Origin of the sequence: Marivivens sp. LCG002 (genome assembly GCF_030264275.1) — a bacterium.
Taxonomy (GTDB): domain Bacteria; phylum Pseudomonadota; class Alphaproteobacteria; order Rhodobacterales; family Rhodobacteraceae; genus Marivivens.
The window spans coordinates 2597598-2613415 of sequence record NZ_CP127165.1 but is presented as its reverse complement, the minus strand read 5'-3'; the positions used below and the strand labels follow the sequence as shown (position 1 = coordinate 2613415).

The 15818-nt window shown below is 59.8% G+C and carries 15 protein-coding genes; 7 read left to right on the top strand and 8 right to left on the bottom strand.

All coding sequences use genetic code 11. The features are described from left to right. Positions 1 to 46: 46 nt before the first annotated feature. Both QQG91_RS12915 and QQG91_RS12910 read right to left on the bottom strand, forming a co-directional pair. Positions 47 to 1072, bottom strand: a complete 1026-nt coding sequence (locus QQG91_RS12915; protein WP_285770636.1) for an MBL fold metallo-hydrolase — start codon at positions 1070 to 1072, stop codon at positions 47 to 49. Then, entirely contained in the window at positions 1069 to 2772 is a 1704-nt protein-coding gene (locus QQG91_RS12910; protein WP_285770635.1) for an acyl-CoA dehydrogenase, read from the bottom strand. The genes QQG91_RS12915 and QQG91_RS12910 overlap by 4 nt, the downstream gene beginning before the upstream one ends. 111 nt (positions 2773 to 2883) lie before the next feature. Between QQG91_RS12910 and QQG91_RS12905 the strand changes: the two genes are divergently transcribed. Beyond that, the gene (locus QQG91_RS12905) at positions 2884 to 3840 is read left to right on the top strand and encodes an L-threonylcarbamoyladenylate synthase (RefSeq protein WP_285770634.1); all 957 of its coding nucleotides are present in this window, start codon (positions 2884 to 2886) and stop codon (positions 3838 to 3840) included. Here the strand turns inward: QQG91_RS12905 and QQG91_RS12900 are convergent. The 3 genes from QQG91_RS12900 to ubiA are packed head-to-tail and all read right to left on the bottom strand — an operon-like array spanning position 3837 to position 7174. Beyond that, positions 3837 to 4160, bottom strand: a complete 324-nt coding sequence (locus QQG91_RS12900; protein ID WP_285770633.1) for a hypothetical protein — start codon at positions 4158 to 4160, stop codon at positions 3837 to 3839. The genes QQG91_RS12905 and QQG91_RS12900 overlap by 4 nt on opposite strands. A gap of 14 nt (positions 4161 to 4174) precedes the next feature. Next, positions 4175 to 6148 carry an OmpA family protein gene (locus tag QQG91_RS12895; RefSeq protein ID WP_285770632.1) on the bottom strand — a complete coding sequence of 658 codons (1974 nt, stop codon included), beginning with the start codon at positions 6146 to 6148 and terminating at the stop codon, positions 4175 to 4177. Positions 6149 to 6208: 60 nt separating this feature from the next. Then, complete coding sequence (gene ubiA, locus QQG91_RS12890; protein WP_285770631.1) at positions 6209 to 7174, bottom strand: 4-hydroxybenzoate octaprenyltransferase; 966 nt, start codon at positions 7172 to 7174, stop codon at positions 6209 to 6211. A gap of 11 nt (positions 7175 to 7185) precedes the next feature. On the opposite strand from ubiA, the gene QQG91_RS12885 reads away from it, so the two are divergent. The 3 genes from QQG91_RS12885 to QQG91_RS12875 all read left to right on the top strand — a co-directional run bounded on the left by QQG91_RS12885 (position 7186) and on the right by QQG91_RS12875 (position 9861). Then, positions 7186 to 7908 (top strand): 16S rRNA (uracil(1498)-N(3))-methyltransferase, encoded by a 723-nt coding sequence (locus tag QQG91_RS12885; RefSeq protein ID WP_285770630.1) that lies wholly within the window; start codon positions 7186 to 7188, stop codon positions 7906 to 7908. After that, the gene (locus tag QQG91_RS12880) at positions 7908 to 8429 is read left to right on the top strand and encodes a hypothetical protein (RefSeq protein WP_285770629.1); all 522 of its coding nucleotides are present in this window, start codon (positions 7908 to 7910) and stop codon (positions 8427 to 8429) included. The genes QQG91_RS12885 and QQG91_RS12880 overlap by 1 nt, the downstream gene beginning before the upstream one ends. Positions 8430 to 8490: 61 nt before the next feature. Further along, the gene (locus QQG91_RS12875; protein ID WP_285770628.1) at positions 8491 to 9861 is read left to right on the top strand and encodes a glutamate--cysteine ligase; all 1371 of its coding nucleotides are present in this window, start codon (positions 8491 to 8493) and stop codon (positions 9859 to 9861) included. A 39-nt stretch (positions 9862 to 9900) separates the two neighbouring features. On the opposite strand, the gene plsY is transcribed toward QQG91_RS12875, so the two are convergent. The 3 genes from plsY to QQG91_RS12860 are packed head-to-tail and all read right to left on the bottom strand — an operon-like array spanning position 9901 to position 12787. Continuing rightward, a complete protein-coding gene (plsY, locus tag QQG91_RS12870) occupies positions 9901 to 10509 on the bottom strand; it encodes a glycerol-3-phosphate 1-O-acyltransferase PlsY (protein ID WP_502881577.1) in 609 nt (202 codons plus the stop codon). Beyond that, a complete protein-coding gene (pyrC, locus tag QQG91_RS12865) occupies positions 10509 to 11804 on the bottom strand; it encodes a dihydroorotase (RefSeq protein ID WP_285770627.1) in 1296 nt (431 codons plus the stop codon). The genes plsY and pyrC overlap by 1 nt, the downstream gene beginning before the upstream one ends. Positions 11805 to 11818: 14 nt before the next feature. Continuing rightward, entirely contained in the window at positions 11819 to 12787 is a 969-nt protein-coding gene (locus QQG91_RS12860; protein WP_285770626.1) for an aspartate carbamoyltransferase catalytic subunit, read from the bottom strand. 119 nt (positions 12788 to 12906) lie between these two features. Between QQG91_RS12860 and QQG91_RS12855 the strand changes: the two genes are divergently transcribed. From QQG91_RS12855 to QQG91_RS12845, 3 genes are all read left to right on the top strand, one after another. Next, complete coding sequence (locus QQG91_RS12855; RefSeq protein ID WP_285770625.1) at positions 12907 to 13692, top strand: uracil-DNA glycosylase; 786 nt, start codon at positions 12907 to 12909, stop codon at positions 13690 to 13692. Between the two features lie 23 nt (positions 13693 to 13715). Continuing rightward, positions 13716 to 14258, top strand: coding sequence for a molybdenum cofactor biosynthesis protein B (moaB, locus tag QQG91_RS12850; RefSeq protein WP_285770624.1), 543 nt, complete (start codon positions 13716 to 13718; stop codon positions 14256 to 14258). 81 nt (positions 14259 to 14339) lie between these two features. Further along, on the top strand, positions 14340 to 15818 hold the full coding sequence (locus QQG91_RS12845) for an efflux RND transporter periplasmic adaptor subunit (RefSeq protein ID WP_285770623.1): 1479 nt from the start codon (positions 14340 to 14342) through the stop codon (positions 15816 to 15818).

Here is a 15818-nt window from a genome sequence, read left to right as displayed (position 1 = left end):
CCCTTGGTTGCGCCAAAGCTTAGCTTTTTCATCAGGGGTGGCAACCTTAGTTTGTCTGCCAGCGATAGGACCCGTCATCCTCAAGCCAACGCCTCGCGCGGCCTGCTTGATGCAGATAGTTCAGGTGCGCGATGGTCTCGACAATGGCCAGCCCATAGATCCCCGAAGTGATCTCGCGTTTGAACAGCGGGGGAAAGCATTCCCCTCCTTTGCGCGGCGTTTCGAGAAAAGCCTCAAGTCGATCGAGAGCGCCGTGATGGTTCTCGATCATCTGTTTGAGACGCAGGGGCAGCCCGAAGAACGGCAATTTGTGTCCGCCCAATACGAAATGCCGATCCTCGGCGAGCGGCACGAATTTTTCGCAAGAGGCCAGCCACTCGGCCAGAGGGTTTGCCTCCGGCTCTGTCGGGTGCACTCCGATATTCGGGCTGATGCTCGGCAAAAGTTGGTCGCCCCCGATGACAAGATCATCGTCAAGGCTCCAGAAGGTGGCGTGTTCGGGCGCGTGACCGTCGCCTGTGCGGACCATCCAGCGGCGCCCCCCGAAGACAATCGTTTCCCCGTCCTGAATGCGCGTATAGCCAAGGTCCAATTGGCCGACGCAGTCGGCGAAATTGAACGGCCGCTCCGTTTCACGCGCCTTGAGTATATCCTCGGCCATACCCCAGCGTTTGTAGAGATCAAGCGATTTGCGGGGATAGTTCGGCTGTTCGTCGGCCGTTAGCATCCGCGTCAAAAGATAGGCCGTGCGGGTCGTGACAAGCTCTGCGCCCCGCTCGGTCAGAAAGCTCGCCATTCCCACATGATCGGGGTGGTGGTGGGTCAGGATGACTCGGCCAACGGGTTTACCTCCCAAAGGACCGGCAAGAACGTCTTGCCAGAGCCTGATAGAGGTTTTGGACCGAAACCCCGTATCGATCACGGTCCAGCTGTCTCCATCGTCAAGCGCATAGACATTCACATGATCGAGCGCCATCGGCAGCGGCAGACGCAGCCAAAGCACCCCTTCGGCGATTTCAATCGCATTTTCATGCGTTGGAGGCTCTTCAAAGGGGTATCTTATCTTGCTCACGCCACAAGGTCGTCCGGTGTTAGGTCTGCAAGATCGCCATTCCCGACCCGCACCTGCGCCAAGAGACTTTTGTGCTCGGGCAAAAGACGGTTGATATAGAACCTTGCGATTTTCTGGCGGCTTGTCCCACCTTTTTGGGCAGCCATCAAGTGATAGTAACCGCCGAGAACGCGGGCAAAGGCCTTGAGATAGGGCACCGCACCTGCGAAGCGATCGTTCATATCGTCTTGCGCGACAAGCCATTCTGTCGTTTCGCGCAGGTTTTCGGAGGCCTGCCAGACGGCTTCGGCCAAAGCGCCCTGCGTGCTGCGGGCCGACTCTGCAAAGGCTTCGATTTCATCGATCATGGCAAAGGCCGCATCGCCCCCGTCCATCATCTTGCGTGCAACAAGGTCCATGGCCTGAATGCCGTTTGTGCCCTCATAGATAGAGGTCACGCGCACATCGCGCGAGAACTGGGCCGCGCCTGTGTCCTCGATAAAGCCCATGCCGCCGTGGACCTGAACACCAAGCTCTGCAATGGCCAGACCTGCATCGGTGCCGAAAGCCTTGGCAATCGGGGTGAGAAGCGCGGCGCGCGCCTTGTGCGCGGCGTCACCCGTTGCATTCCCGAGGTCGATGGCAACCGCGCAGGCAAAAGCGATCGAACGCGCGACAAAGGTGTCGGCCTTCATTGTAGCGAGCATGCGCTTGACGTCGGCGTGCTCGACGATCGATCCGGTTCCGCCGACACGTCCCTGCTTGCGGTCCAAGGCATAGGCCAGAGCTTTTTGATAGGCGGCTTCGGCAATCCCGATCCCTTGGGTGCCGACCCCGAGACGTGCATTGTTCATCATGGTGAACATCGCAGCCATCCCGCCATGGGGTGCGCCGACGAGCCAGCCCTTGGCGCCCGCGTATTCCATCACAGCGGTGGGCGAGCCATGCAGACCGAGCTTGTGCTCGAGACTTACCACTTTGAGAGAATTGTGCTCCCCAAGGCTTCCGTCCGCATTGGGGATCAGTTTCGGCACGATAAAGAGCGAAATGCCCTTGGTGCCGGGAACCCCGTCAGGGAGCCGCGCAAGAACGAGGTGACAGACGTTTTCACTAAAGTCGTTGTCCGCCCAAGTGATATAGATCTTCTGGCCCGTGATCGCATAAGTGCCGTCGCCGTTCGGCTCGGCCTTGGTCCGAAGCGCCCCGACATCCGATCCCGCTTGCGGTTCGGTGAGGTTCATTGTTCCGCACCACTCGCCTGAAATCAGCTTGGGGAGATAGAGAGCTTTGAGTTCGTCGCTCGCATGGTGTTCAAAGGCTTCGATCTGGCCTTGGGTCATCAGCGGATTAAGCTGGAGCGAAAGGCATGCGCCCGCCATCATATCATTGACCGCAGTCGTTACCGAAAGAGGCAGACCCATCCCCCCGAATTCGGGATCCGCCGCCATACCGATCCAACCGCCCTCGGCGATTGCGGCATAGCCTTCGCCGAAACCTTTGGATGTGCGCACGACACCGTTTTCAAGTCGAGCGGGGTCAAGGTCGCCGTTGCGGTTGAGCGGAGCAAGAACGTCTGTGCAAAGTTTGCCCGCTTCGTTCAGGATCGCCTCGATCACATCGGGCGTGGCCTCTTCGAAGCGTTCGGTCTTTGTGACCTCTTCAATGCCGACGATGTTGTTGAGAATGAACTGGCATTCTTCGACAGGTGCTTGATACGACAACTTTACCCCTCCACTTTTCGCGGGTTGGAATCCTCCCCCGCCGCGCATATCTCTTGCTGATCACGAACACCGTAACCAAGCCCCTTTGTCCTTCAACCGGAACGCCACGTCATGAAAACGGGTCAAACAGTCACACTCAAACCTGACGCGGACGGTCTTCGTCTTGCAGCCAAAGTGCTGTCTGGCGGTGGACTTGTCGCCTTCCCCACGGAAACGGTCTACGGGCTTGGGGCAGATGCCCGCAACGATACCGCTGTCGCCGATATTTTCGACGCCAAGGGCAGGCCCTCGTTCAATCCGTTGATCGTGCATGTCAAAGATCTTGAAGCCGCCCAAAAATACTGTGTCTTCGATCAGGAAGCGCTCAAACTGGCCAAGGCGTTCTGGCCGGGTGCCTTGACCCTTGTTCTGCCTTTGCGAGCCGATTCAGGCATTTCCAAACTCGTAACAGCCGGTCTTGAAACCTTGGGCGTTCGGGTGCCCGCAGGTCAGGCGGTTCAGGGTCTTCTGGCCGAATTCGACGGGCCGCTGGCGGGGCCTTCGGCCAATCCTTCGGGCAAGATCAGCCCGACCACCGCAGAGCACGTTCTTGGCGGACTTTTCGGCAAGATCGATGCTGTGATCGACGCGGGTCATACGTCGGTGGGGGTCGAGTCGACGATCATCGGCTGTTTGGGGCGTGCAACAGCACTTCGTGCAGGCGGGGTCCCCTTCGAAGAGATCGAGCGCGTGCTCGGCTATCACCTTGGAGCAGAAGTCATCGGCAAGGCTCCGATCGCTCCCGGACAGCTTGAAAGCCATTATGCCCCCAAAGGCCATGTGCGGCTCAATGTGACCCAGCCATCCCCTGATGAGGAACTCTTAGGGTTCGGGGATGTCGAAGGCGCAGTCTTCAATCTCTCGCCCACGGGGGATTTGCGTGAAGCTGCGGCAAATCTCTTTGATTGCCTCCATCGCTTCGATGATCGCGGCACCCGCAAAATCGCCGTCTCCCCCATCCCGAACGAGGGGTTGGGCCGCGCCATCAACGACAGGCTTCGGCGTGCGGCTGCCCCTCGGGGGAATTAGAGGTTCTTGCGCTCGATATAGCTGCGCAGCTCTTCGGCTTCGTGGCGGGCGTCACGCAATCCATCCATCGCCGCCCGAAGCTCGGCCTCGGTCTGCGCAAGCTGGTTGGTGATCTCGGCTTCACGCTGCTGAAGATACGTAATAGCCTGATCGCGGGTTTCTTCCGCCTCGTGGAGCGCTTGGGCCATGCGGTCCAGCTCTCCGATCTCGGCTTTGGTGACGCGCGTAAAACGGTTGACCAGCCAACTTGCAAACCAGCCAAGCGAAAACGCCACAAAGAGGATGATCGCGGTTGCGATGATGAATTCGGTTCTGTTCACGTCAAATCCCTGCGTTATTCACTTTTTTCCGGGCGCGTTTTCGGCGCTTTGCCCGAGAGTGGGTGGTTTTCATCCCCGATCACAACGTCGGGGTTGGATGTGTCTTGGCCGGCTGTTTCCGTCGCCGCTTGCGTGTCTTCTTCAGTGGCTTCGACGGGCGCGGCGTCTTCTTGTGCGGTCTCGTCTTTGATCAGGCGGAACTCGATGCGGCGATTGGCTTCACGGCCTTCTTCGGTCTCGTTGCTCGCAATGGGGTCGGCCTCGCCATACCCGACGGCCGTGAAAGCACTGGTCGGAATGCGGCGCTGACGCAGGGCGCTCAGAACGGATTCTGCGCGCTGTTGACTGAGGTTGAGGTTCATTTCCTCGCGGCCTTGGCTATCGGTATAGCCCGCGATTTCAAGCTCGAGATCAAGACAAAGCCTGAGAATATCGGCAATGTCGTCAACAAGCTGGAGCGAGTCCGCGCTGATCGTCGCCTTGCCCGGATCAAAGGTGATCTTGCGACCGACGCTCAGAACCTTGATCTGTTCGACGCATTCTTCGGGGGTCGGAAGACCCGCGAGCGGATCGAGCTTTTCCACATAGGTCACGTCGATGTCGAAACGCTGTGCCTGACCGAGCTTGTCCACAAGAACACTCGCGATTTCGGAACTTGCGCTGCTGTTTCCCGTCTCGCCGCGCACGATGACCGTCTCGGGTTCGACGATGACAGTGCCGGAGGATAGGAAGGACAGAACTTCGATCCCCGTAAGAGCGCGCACGGACCACCCCGAAGGCAGCCCTTCGACGATCTGGGTCGTCAGCGTGACGTTATCGGCCCCGAAGCGGGCTTTGGCATAATTTTCCGCAGTGACCAATGACATGTCATCCGCGAGCGGGCCGCTCACGCTCACCATACCCTCTTCGCTCAGCGAGAGCGATATTTCGGGGGCGGCTTCGTCCGTGTCGGCCTTGGGTTTGGTCAATGTCGCCTCAAGCGCGAAGAGGTCGGGCAGCTTTCCGCGAAGCTCTGTGACCACGGCATCGAATTGTTCTTGCGACACAGTTTCATCGGCTGTCAGGGTCACGTCCGCATCCGAAAGCGTGACCGTAGCAGAGCCGAGCCCCTTGACCGCTTTGATCGACTCGACCACGGCGGTGCCCCAAGTTTTGGACGGAACACCAAGAGCGAGAACGCAATTGGGCGCAGTCGCAAGGCCCGCTTCCTTTGCGGCCTCGTTAATCCTGTTGACCGTTGCCTGGGTGTCCGCCGTGCAGACATCAAGATGCGCGCCTTTGGAGTCGATCGTAAAACGGGTGATATAGGGCGACACAACGGGGCGCGGCGCAGTGATGTTCAAAGCAACATCGATGAGATCGGGCACCTGCTGCGCAAGCAAGGTTTCAAGTCGCGCCTTTTGCTCGGGACTATCCGAACTTGCCGTGATCGCCACACGGCCGGGGGCAACCGAAATCTTGCTTCTGGGGAGCATTTCGAGCGCACGCAGGCCATAGTTCACCGCAGGACGCCAGTCATCGGGCGCCGTATAATCCGCCGTCTCCAAAAGGTCGGAGACCACACCATCGGCGGCCAGAGTCGCGATCCGCTTGCCCAAGGCTTCGCGGTCCATGCTTGCAGGAACAAGCCCGATAAGCGAAACCCCGCTGTCATTGCGCAAAATCTCGATGGCGAAATCGGGCGCGATCATACCTGCGGACGCGACCACGGACATATTGTCGATCACACGGCTCGCATCGACAACGCGGCCCGACAGTGAAATTGCGCGAAAACGTTCGGCTTCGCTCGGGGCCTGACCCTCGAGAATGACCTGAAGGCCGTCCCCGATCACCGTGACCCAATCATGCCCGTAATCCAATAGCTCTTCTTGCACACCGATCACCGAACGGGACTCGATCGTTGCGACCGCGACCCGCGCGGCAACACCTGAGAGCACGGCAGCGGCTGCGAATGCACTGACACGGGTAAAGACTGAAGAAAGGCGCATCGTCTTCCAGTTCTGTTTCTGGTTGTCCCCTTCTGTAAGGCGACAAGTCCAAGTTCGCAATCAAACCAAAATAGCACCGGCAAAAAACAGCACAGGGATCAAACCTGCGTCTCGGTTCGACCGAAACAGCATCAAAAGCGTTGTATTGTTGTCCGGATCGAACTTGACCAGCTGCCACATGAGATGCCAACCCATTGCCCAGACCCCGCAGAGCGCAATCACAAGCTCGAGAACGGAAAGCCCGATCGTCGCCAAAAGCGTCGCCGCCCCCAAAAAGAGAATCGTCAGAATCAGAAATCGGCGCAGCCACGCAGGGGTTTGCTCTCCGAACAGACGGGCGGTGGATTTGACGCCGATCAGCGCATCGTCCTCGCGGTCCTGATGGGCATAGATCGTGTCATAGAACAGGGTCCAGAAAATACCTGCGATATACATCAGGATCGCTTCGATCCCGATGCTCCCCTCGACTGCGGCCCAGGCAAGCAAGGCGCCCCAGTTGAATGCGATTCCCAAAAAGACCTGCGGCCACCACGTAAAGCGCTTGGCAAAGGGATAAATCGCAACGGGCAGGAGCGACAGAAAACCCAGCGCGATGGCTGAGCGATTGAACGTGAGCAGAATTCCCAGCGAAACAAGGCACTGCAGGATCATCCAGACAGCGGCTTGCTTCGTGCTGACCTGACCCGAGGGGATGGGGCGCGACCGCGTGCGCTCGACCTTGCCGTCGATATTGCGGTCGGTGATGTCGTTCCACGTGCAGCCCGCACCGCGCATCACTGTCGCGCCAATCGCGCAGCCGATCCCGATCCACAGCTCATAAAGTCCGAATTGTCCCGACTTGAGCGCGGCAAGCGCAATAGCCCACCAGCACGGCAGCAAAAGAAGCCAAGTCCCGATCGGGCGATCCAGTCGCGACAGGCGGAAATAGGGGCGCAGTCGCACCGGTGCCCAATGATCCACCCAGTTTCCTTTTACCGCGTCGGAAACTTGGCCTGTCGGCTCTGGCGCTTGGCCTTGCTCGGTCATATTGTTGTCTCATGGCATCCAAAGTTCGGCTCTATGTAAATCAACCCTTGGCCCAAGGGCAAACCGTCTCTCTCACCAAAGAGCAGGCGCATTATCTTTTTGGTGTGATGCGGCTGGAAATCGGCGGAGTTCTTTCGCTCTTCAACGGCCAAGACGGCGAATGGGACGCAACAATCGTTCAGGCCAGCAAGAAGAACGGCGTTCTGGAATGCACCGCCCTGACCCGTCCGCTTCAGCTTCCTCCCGATCTTTGGCTGGTCTTTGCTCCGATCAAGAAAGAGCGCACCGATTTTATCGTCGAAAAAGCCACCGAAATGGGGGCTGCGCGGATCATTCCCGTCCAGACCGAATTCACCAACTCGGGCCGTATCAATCAGGAACGGTTGCAGGCCCATGCCGTCGAGGCGGCCGAGCAATGCGGCGGCACCTTTGTTCCACAGGTGGACGACATCCAAAGGCTCGGCAAACTGCTCGATCACTGGCCCCAAGACCGCCAGCTGATGTTCTGCGACGAAGCCTTGGTCGGTGCTGCCCAAGCGCTGACCAAGCTCGACAAGGCGCCATGGGCGATTCTCATCGGTCCCGAGGGCGGCTTTTCCGAAACCGAGAGAACAAGGCTCCGCGCTCTCCCCTTTGCGCATCCCGTCAGTCTCGGCCCCCGAATCCTTCGGGCGGATACTGCTGCCGTTGCGGCGATGACCGTCTGGCAGCAGGTCCTGGGGGATTGGTCCTGATGATCCGTCCCGAAGCCAAAGCATTCTTGGCGCGCTATGCCCAAGCGATCATCGGCGGCTGTCTGGCGGTCCTGATGCTCTATTGGACGCTCTCGATTCCCGGTGTTTTGCGCTATCTCACGGGGGTGCTTGCCCTCTTTGGTGCCGCTCTCGCCATCGACGGTTTTCGACGTGGCAGGCTCCGGCGCGGCAGCGCCGAGGCCGAAGGCGTGGTCGAGATCGACGAAAGACGGATCACCTTTCTCACCGCGAACTGGGGTGGCTCCCTCTCGATCAATGATCTTTCGAAAATCGAGGTGGGCCAGCGGTCAGAAGCGCTTTTCTGGCGTATCCGCGATATTTTCGGAAGCGTGCTTCTTATCCCCTATACCGCGCGTGGGGCAGAGGGGCTTGTCGATGCCTTCGGGGCGCTGGATGGTTTCGATCTTGGAAATGTCGGGGGCGCGATCGAGAAGAGCGGGGATCATATGACAACCGTTTGGACAAGATCGAATTCTGTTCCCGTCGATCCCTTGACTTGACCCTCAGAACGCTCCACCTCTAACCAACCAAATACAACGGCACTTCAGTATCGAGGCCCCAATGTCCATTCCACAGTCAGGCGGCGGCCCGATCGAGCGTCACGAACAACTCGCCGAATACCTCGCCAATGGGTGCAAGCCCAAAGAAGATTGGCGTATCGGCACCGAGCATGAAAAGTTCGGCTACTGCAAAGACACCCTCAGACCGCTTCCCTATGACGGCCCCCGCTCGATCAAAGCGATGCTCGAAGGGTTGCAGCACCGCTTCGGTTGGGCGCCCGTTCTCGAAGGCGACAACATCATCGGCCTCAAAAAGGACGGTGCCAACGTCAGCCTCGAACCCGGTGGTCAGCTCGAGCTGTCCGGTGCGCCTCTCGAAACGATCCACCAGACATGCGACGAGGTGAACTCTCACCTGCGCGAGGTCAAAGAGATCGCCGATGAAATCGGTGTCGGCTTTATCGGTCTCGGCGCGGCTCCGATCTGGTCGCACGAAGAAATGCCCGTGATGCCCAAGGGCCGCTATGCCCTCATGACCGATTACATGGATCGTGTCGGCACCCACGGCAAACAGATGATGTATCGCACCTGCACGGTTCAGGTGAACCTCGACTTCTCGTCCGAAGCGGACATGGTCCAGAAACTGCGTGTCGCTCTGGCGCTTCAGCCTGTTGCGACCGCGCTCTTTGCCAATTCGCCCTTCTTCGACGGCAAGCCGAACGGCCACAAGTCGTGGCGTTCGCGCATCTGGCGCGACCTTGATGCCTCGCGCACGGGGATGCTGCCTTGGGTGTTTGAAGACGGCATGGGCTTCGAGCGCTGGGTCGAATGGGTGCTCGATGTGCCGATGTATTTCGTCTATCGCGACGGCAAATACATCAATGCTCTGGGCCAGTCGTTCCGCGATTTCCTCAAGGGCCAGCTTCCCGCGCTCCCCGGTGAAACGCCGACGCTCTCGGATTGGGCCGACCATCTCACGACCGTATTCCCCGAAGCCCGCATCAAGCAGTTCATCGAAATGCGCGGTGCAGACGGTGGCCCGTGGCGACGTCTTTGTGCGCTGCCCGCGTTCTGGGTCGGCCTGACCTATGACCAGTCAGCACTCGATGCGGCCTGGGATCTCGTCAAAGGCTGGGATGCGGAAACCCGCGAAGCGCTGCGCGTTGCCGCCTCCGAACAAGGTCTCCATGCCAACGTCAACGGCATCAAGATGCTTGATCTCGCTCGCGAGGTTGTCGCGATTTCCGAAAGCGGTCTCAAGGCGCGCGCCAAACCCGGTGCCGGTGGTCTTGTTCCCGACGAAACGCATTTCCTCTCTGCGCTCAAGGATAGCCTCGACAGTGGCAAGACGCCTGCGGACGAGCTGTTGGAGCATTACCACGGGGATTGGGGCGGAGATCTGACCAAGATCTACAAACCCTACAGCTACTAAAGCGAAAGGCCGGCGGTTTCGCCGGCCTTTTTCGTTGGATCAGCCCTTTTTGCCGATCTTGCTTTCCTGCCCCGCAAGGAGCCGCGAAATATTCTGGGCGTGCCTGACATAGATGAGCACCGCAAGCGCGATGAACAGCACCGTCATTTCCGCATATCCCGTGACATAGGCAAAAACGGGCGAAAGCGCCGCCGCGGTCAAAGCCGAGAGCGAGGAATAGCGAAGGGTAAAGGCCACGACGAGCCATGTGGCGCAGACGAGAAGCCCGACAGGCCAAGCCGCAGCAAGCGACAGGCCGATAAAGGTCGCAACGCCCTTGCCGCCCTTGAACCCGAGCCAAACGGGGAAACAGTGGCCGAGGAACGAGGCAAACCCCGCAAGCATAACGGCATCTTCAAGTGCAAAGGCCCGCGCGATCAAAACCGCGACTGCCCCTTTGCCGCCATCGAGCACCAGCGTCAGAAACGCAGCCAGCTTATTCCCCGTGCGCAAGACATTGGTCGCGCCGATGTTGCCCGACCCGATCTTGCGAAGGTCCCCAAGGTTCATCGTCTTGGCGATGAGAACACCAAAGGGCACCGACCCCAAAAGATAGCCGAGGGCGGCCCAGACCGCGAGCGCGAGGGGGGAGCTAAGGATTTCGGGCATTATGCGCCTCCAAAAATGCGGGTTCCTGCGACCCACGTCCCATGCACTTTGCCCTCAAGTCGCGCGCCGTCAAAGGGGGTATTTTTGGATTTCGACTGGAGCTTGAAGCGGTCCATGATGAAAGGCGCATCAGGATCAAAGAGAATAAGGTCCGCAGGCGCACCGTCCAAGAGCCGTCCCGTCGCAAGCCCGAGCCTGCGCGACGGGTTAAGTGACATTGCGCGGAACAATTCAGGCAGCGTTAGCATTCCCGAATGGTAAAGGCGCAGCGCCGCAGGAAGAAGTGTTTCGAGCCCGACAGCTCCGCTTGCCGCTTCTTCAAAGGGCAAGCGCTTGCTCTCTTCGTCCTGCGGGGTGTGCATCGAACAGATGATATCGATCAGCCCCGATTTGACCGCTTCGATCACCGCGATACGGTCGTCTTCACTGCGAAGCGGGGGCTTGAGCTTGAAGAAGGTGCGATAGTCCGCAACGTCGAATTCATTGAGCGTCAGGTGGTGGATGCCGACGCCTGCCGTAATATCCAGCCCGTTGCGCTTTGCCCGTTCCAGAGCGGGAAGCGCGCGCGCGGTGGTGATCTGGTCCGCGTGGTATTTCGCGCCGGTCATCTCAAGAAGGGAAATATCGCGATCTAGCCCCATGCGCTCTGCCATCGCACTCACGCCGGGCAACCCGCGCAGCGAGGCGAATTTGCCCGAGGTGACGGACGCGCCCTTGGAAAGGATCGGCTCCTGCACGTGACCGATGACCAGAGCACCGAGCGAGCGTGCATAGGTCAGCGCACGGGAATAGACCTTGGTGTCGGCAACAACATGGTCGCAATCGGTAAAGGCAACCGCGCCCGCGTCCATCAGGAACCCGATTTCGGTCATCTCGCGGCCTTCGCGCCCCTTGGTAAGGGCGGCCATCGGCAAAACACGAACGGCAGTATCGGTTGCCGCACGGCGGGCCACGAATTCGAGCGTTTCGGGCGTATCGATCGAGGGGAGCGTATCGGGACGCGTGATGATCGTGGTCACACCGCCCGCCGCCGCAGCGCGGCCTGCTGAGCGGAAGCTTTCCTTGTGCCGCTCACCCGGTTCGGACACTTTGACGCCGATATCGACGATCCCAGGTGCAAGACACATACCGCCGCAATCGATAACGTCGCGCGCGGGATAGTTCGCCGCGACCGTATCAAGGGCTTCGGTCACAGTGGCAACGATCACCCCGTCTTTGACGACCAAAGCGCCTTTGACATCCTGAAGTGTCACTGGATCAATGAGACGGGCGTTGGTGAAAAGAATATCGTTCATTGGTCTTTTCCCCTTCAAACCATTTTGCCTTGGGTCGCGCGCGCTTCGGCCCGCCGTGCCCGAAGGTTTCGCGCCAAAAGGTCCATTGCGGCCATCCGCACGGCAACGCCCATTTCCACCTGCGTCTGGATCACCGAGCGGTTGATGTCGTCGGCGATTGTGCCGTCGATCTCGACCCCGCGGTTCATCGGGCCGGGATGCATGACGATCGCGTCTTCTTTCGCAAGAGCAAGCTTGGCGGCATCAAGCCCGTAGCGGTGGAAGTATTCCCGTTCCGAGGGGATGAAACCGCCGTCCATCCGTTCCTTCTGGAGGCGGAGCATCATGACCACATCCACATCCTTGAGCCCCTCGGCCATATTGTCAAAGACTTCGACGCCGAACTCCGACACGCCCGACGGCATCAGGGTCGGCGGCGCGATAAGCCGTACGCGGTTCTCCATCTTGCCCAGCAAAAGGATGTTTGAGCGGGCCACGCGGCTATGCGCGATGTCGCCGCAAATCGCGATGGACAGACGGTGAAGGCGACCCTTGGCGCGGCGGATGGTCAGCGCATCAAGAAGCGCCTGCGTCGGGTGTTCATGTCGGCCGTCACCTGCGTTGAGAACCGCGCAGTTCACCTTTTGCGAAAGAAGGTCCACAGCCCCCGACGAGCCATGGCGCACGACCAAAAGATCGGGATGCATGGCATTCAGCGTCAAGGCGGTGTCGATCAGGGTTTCGCCCTTTTTCACGCTCGATTGTGCCATCGCCATGCTCATCACATCGGCACCAAGACGTTTTCCGGCAAGCTCGAAACTCGCCTGTGTGCGGGTCGAGTTCTCAAAGAACATGTTGATCTGGGTCAGCCCCGCCAGCACGTCTTTGTGCTGGACGCCGTTCCTGTTGTCGTCGGCGTAACGGTCGGCGAGATCGAGAACCGTCGTAATCTCGTCTTGTCGGAGGTGTTCGATCCCAAGCAGGTGGTTTGCGCGAAAAGTCATAGCGTCCTCCGGTCCGATTTTTCTGGCTTATAAGAAGGCGTGCCGACTGCGGCAAGGGCGCAGACGGAGATGTGACAAGGGCACTGCACATTTGTGAAAATACCGCCTAAGGTGCGCCTATGGAATCTCAGGTCGATTATTGGACAGCCAAGGCTCTGCTCGAATGGCAGATCGAAATGGGTGCGGACGAGGCAATCCTCGATGCGCCGCTGGATCGCTATGCGCTGGCCGAGATGAAAAAGGCCGAAGCCCCCGTAACGCCCAAGAAATCCGGCCCGCCACCGATCCCCGTGCAGGTCGAGATCGACACTGCTGCCGAAGCCCGCGCCGCCGCAATGTCGGTCGGCTCGCTCGAGGATCTGTCCGAAGCGCTGGCAGGTTTCGAGCATTTCGAGATCAAACGCGGTACGCGCAGCTATCTTTTTGCCGAAGGTCGTCCCGAAGCCCGCGTCATGGTGATCGGCGATCCGCCGCGCCGCGATGATGATCGCGAAGGACGGTATCTGTCGGGTGGGATGGGCGGCTTTGTCGACCGCATGTTCGGGGCTATCGGGCTGTCCCGCACGACGCCCGATATGATGAACGCGCTCTATCTTGTGCCGATCCTGCCTTGGTGCACGCCCATGGATCGCGCGCCCAATGCCGCCGAGAGCGCGATGGCCCTTCCGTTTCTCGAAGCGCATATCGCACTGGCCAAGCCCGAAGTCGTCGTGGTGATGGGAAGCTCCGCCTCGTCGATCCTTCTGGGTCAGACCGCCGTTGCGCGCATTCGCGGTCAATGGGCCGAAGTTGCGGGCGTCCCCGCGATGCCGATGTATTCCCCCGAGAGGATCATGTCCGACGCGATGTTCAAACGCGAGGCTTGGGCGGATCTTCTTGCCATCAAGGCGCGCCTCGACCGCTGACCGACCGTGAAAGAGACACGAACATGAGCAGAATCGACGAAACCAAAGAATTCATTCCCGTGCGCATCGCCATCCTCACCGTGAGCGACACGCGGTCTCTGGCCGAGGACAAATCGGGCGACACGCTCGTTCAGCGCCTGACCGATGCAGGACATAAGCTGGCAGCGCGCGAGATCGTCAAAGACGAGCGCGACGTCATCGCCGCCAAACTGCGCGAGTGGGTCGCCGATCCCGCGATTGATGTCGTCATTTCCACAGGGGGCACGGGGCTCACGGGCCGCGATGTGACCGTCGAAGCGCACCGCGATGTCTATGAAAAGGAAATCGACGCCTTCGGCACCGTCTTTACGATTGTTTCGATGCAGAAAATCGGCACCAGCGCCGTCCAGAGCCGTGCGACGGGCGGGGTCGCGGGCGGCACCTATCTCTTTGCACTTCCGGGAAGTTCGGGTGCCTGCAAGGACGCATGGGACGAAATTCTGGCCTATCAGCTCGACTATCGGCACCGTCCTTGTAACTTTGTCGAGATTTTCCCCCGTCTCGAAGAACATAAGCGACGGAAATAGGGCGGGACCGCGTATCACTCTTGGTATGGACTGCGCGCCAAAGAGGTTTAACTCTTTGCGCAGGTATTGGGAGTTGTACGCATGCGTTTTCTACGTCGAAGCCTCACGGGTATCTTTCTTCTGGCAATGACGCTGGTGCTCTTGGCGGTTGCTGGCAATACCGTGCGGCTCGCTGTTCAGGAGCGCATGAATCAGGAACCGAGAAGCTTCCCCCAACGCGAGCGCGTCTCGACCGTGAATGTGGTCGAGATCACGCCCGCCACCATCGAACCCGTTCTGACTGTCTTCGGTGAAGTGAAGTCGCGCCGCACGCTTGCGATCCGCGCGGCCATCGGCGGCACGGTCCTTGAAACCTCCGATGACTTTATCGACGGCGGCACCGTCACCGCAGGGCAGCAGCTGTTGCGCATTGATCCCGTGGACGCCGAATTCGCCCTCACACGGGCCAAGGCAGATCTTCAGGATGCCGAGGCCGAGCTTCGCGATGCGGAACGGGCCCTTGTCCTTGCGAACGACAGCCTCAGCGCGGCGCAGGAGCAATTCGATCTGCGCGAAACCGCTTTGGCCCGTGCCCGTGATCTTTTGGCGCGCGGGGCGGGCACTGCTGCTGCCGTCGAAGCCGCAGAGCTGTCTTCCTCCGCCGCCCAAGCCTCACTCCTCAATTCGCGCCAATCCGCAGCCCAGGCCGAAGCCCGCGTCGATCAGGCCCGCACCAACCTTGCCCGCGCAAAGCTCAATCTCGACGAAGCCGAGCGCACGCTGGCCGACACCACCGTCACCGCGCTCTTTGATGGCACATTGGCCGAGGTCGGAACATTGCGCGGGGGCCGCGTGACCGCCAATGAACAACTCGCCCAACTGATCGACCCCAAAGCGCTCGAGGTCGAATTCCGTGTCTCGACGGCGCAATACCTCCGCCTCATCGACGAGAACGGCGATCTGATCAAAGGCGACGTCAAGGTTACGATCGATGTGGCGGATGTCTCTCTGGTCGCGGCGGGCAAAATCACCCGCGAAAGCGCCTCTGTCGGAGACGGTCAGACGGGCCGAGTGCTCTTTGCCGCTTTGGAGGAAGCCCCCGGTTTCCGCGTCGGTGATTTTGTCACGGTCGAGATCATCGAACCCGCGCTTGAGAACGTGGCCAGCATTCCCGCCTCTGCTCTTGGCGCGGATGGCACGGTCCTTGTGATCGGCGAAGACAGCCGCCTTTCCCTCGCCTCCGTCACCCTGCGCCGCCGCCAAGGCGAGAGCGTGATCATCGACGCGGGGGATGTAGTCGGTGCGAAAATCGTTGCCGAACGCTCGCCCCTCCTCGGAGCAGGTCTCAAGGTTCAGGCCGCAGGCGAAGCCGCGCCCGCACCTGCGCGACCCGCTGCCGCCCCCGAAACCGCATCCGGCGACACGATCAAACTCGACGCCGAGCGCAAGGCCAAGCTCGTTGAATTCGTCAAGCAAAGCCGCATGCCCGACGAGGCCAAGACCCGCATTCTCACCCAGCTCGAGGCCGAAGACGTCCCTGTCGAGACCGTCAACCGACTTGAACAGCGGATGGGAGGCTAA

Bases quoted from the DNA above. Each gene is read 5' to 3' on its own strand.
- QQG91_RS12885 (WP_285770630.1), top strand. From the start codon at position 7,186: ATGGCATCCAAAGTTCGGCTCTATGTAAATCAACCCTTGGCCCAAGGG.
- moaB (WP_285770624.1), top strand. From the start codon at position 13,716: ATGAGCAGAATCGACGAAACCAAAGAATTCATTCCCGTGCGCATCGCC.
- QQG91_RS12905 (WP_285770634.1), top strand. From the start codon at position 2,884: ATGAAAACGGGTCAAACAGTCACACTCAAACCTGACGCGGACGGTCTT.
- QQG91_RS12875 (WP_285770628.1), top strand. From the start codon at position 8,491: ATGTCCATTCCACAGTCAGGCGGCGGCCCGATCGAGCGTCACGAACAA.
- ubiA (WP_285770631.1), bottom strand. From the start codon at position 7,174: ATGACCGAGCAAGGCCAAGCGCCAGAGCCGACAGGCCAAGTTTCCGAC.
- QQG91_RS12895 (WP_285770632.1), bottom strand. From the start codon at position 6,148: ATGCGCCTTTCTTCAGTCTTTACCCGTGTCAGTGCATTCGCAGCCGCT.
- plsY (WP_502881577.1), bottom strand. From the start codon at position 10,509: ATGCCCGAAATCCTTAGCTCCCCCCTCGCGCTCGCGGTCTGGGCCGCC.
- pyrC (WP_285770627.1), bottom strand. From the start codon at position 11,804: ATGAACGATATTCTTTTCACCAACGCCCGTCTCATTGATCCAGTGACA.
- QQG91_RS12845 (WP_285770623.1), top strand. From the start codon at position 14,340: ATGCGTTTTCTACGTCGAAGCCTCACGGGTATCTTTCTTCTGGCAATG.
- QQG91_RS12860 (WP_285770626.1), bottom strand. From the start codon at position 12,787: ATGACTTTTCGCGCAAACCACCTGCTTGGGATCGAACACCTCCGACAA.
- QQG91_RS12855 (WP_285770625.1), top strand. From the start codon at position 12,907: ATGGAATCTCAGGTCGATTATTGGACAGCCAAGGCTCTGCTCGAATGG.
- QQG91_RS12880 (WP_285770629.1), top strand. From the start codon at position 7,908: ATGATCCGTCCCGAAGCCAAAGCATTCTTGGCGCGCTATGCCCAAGCG.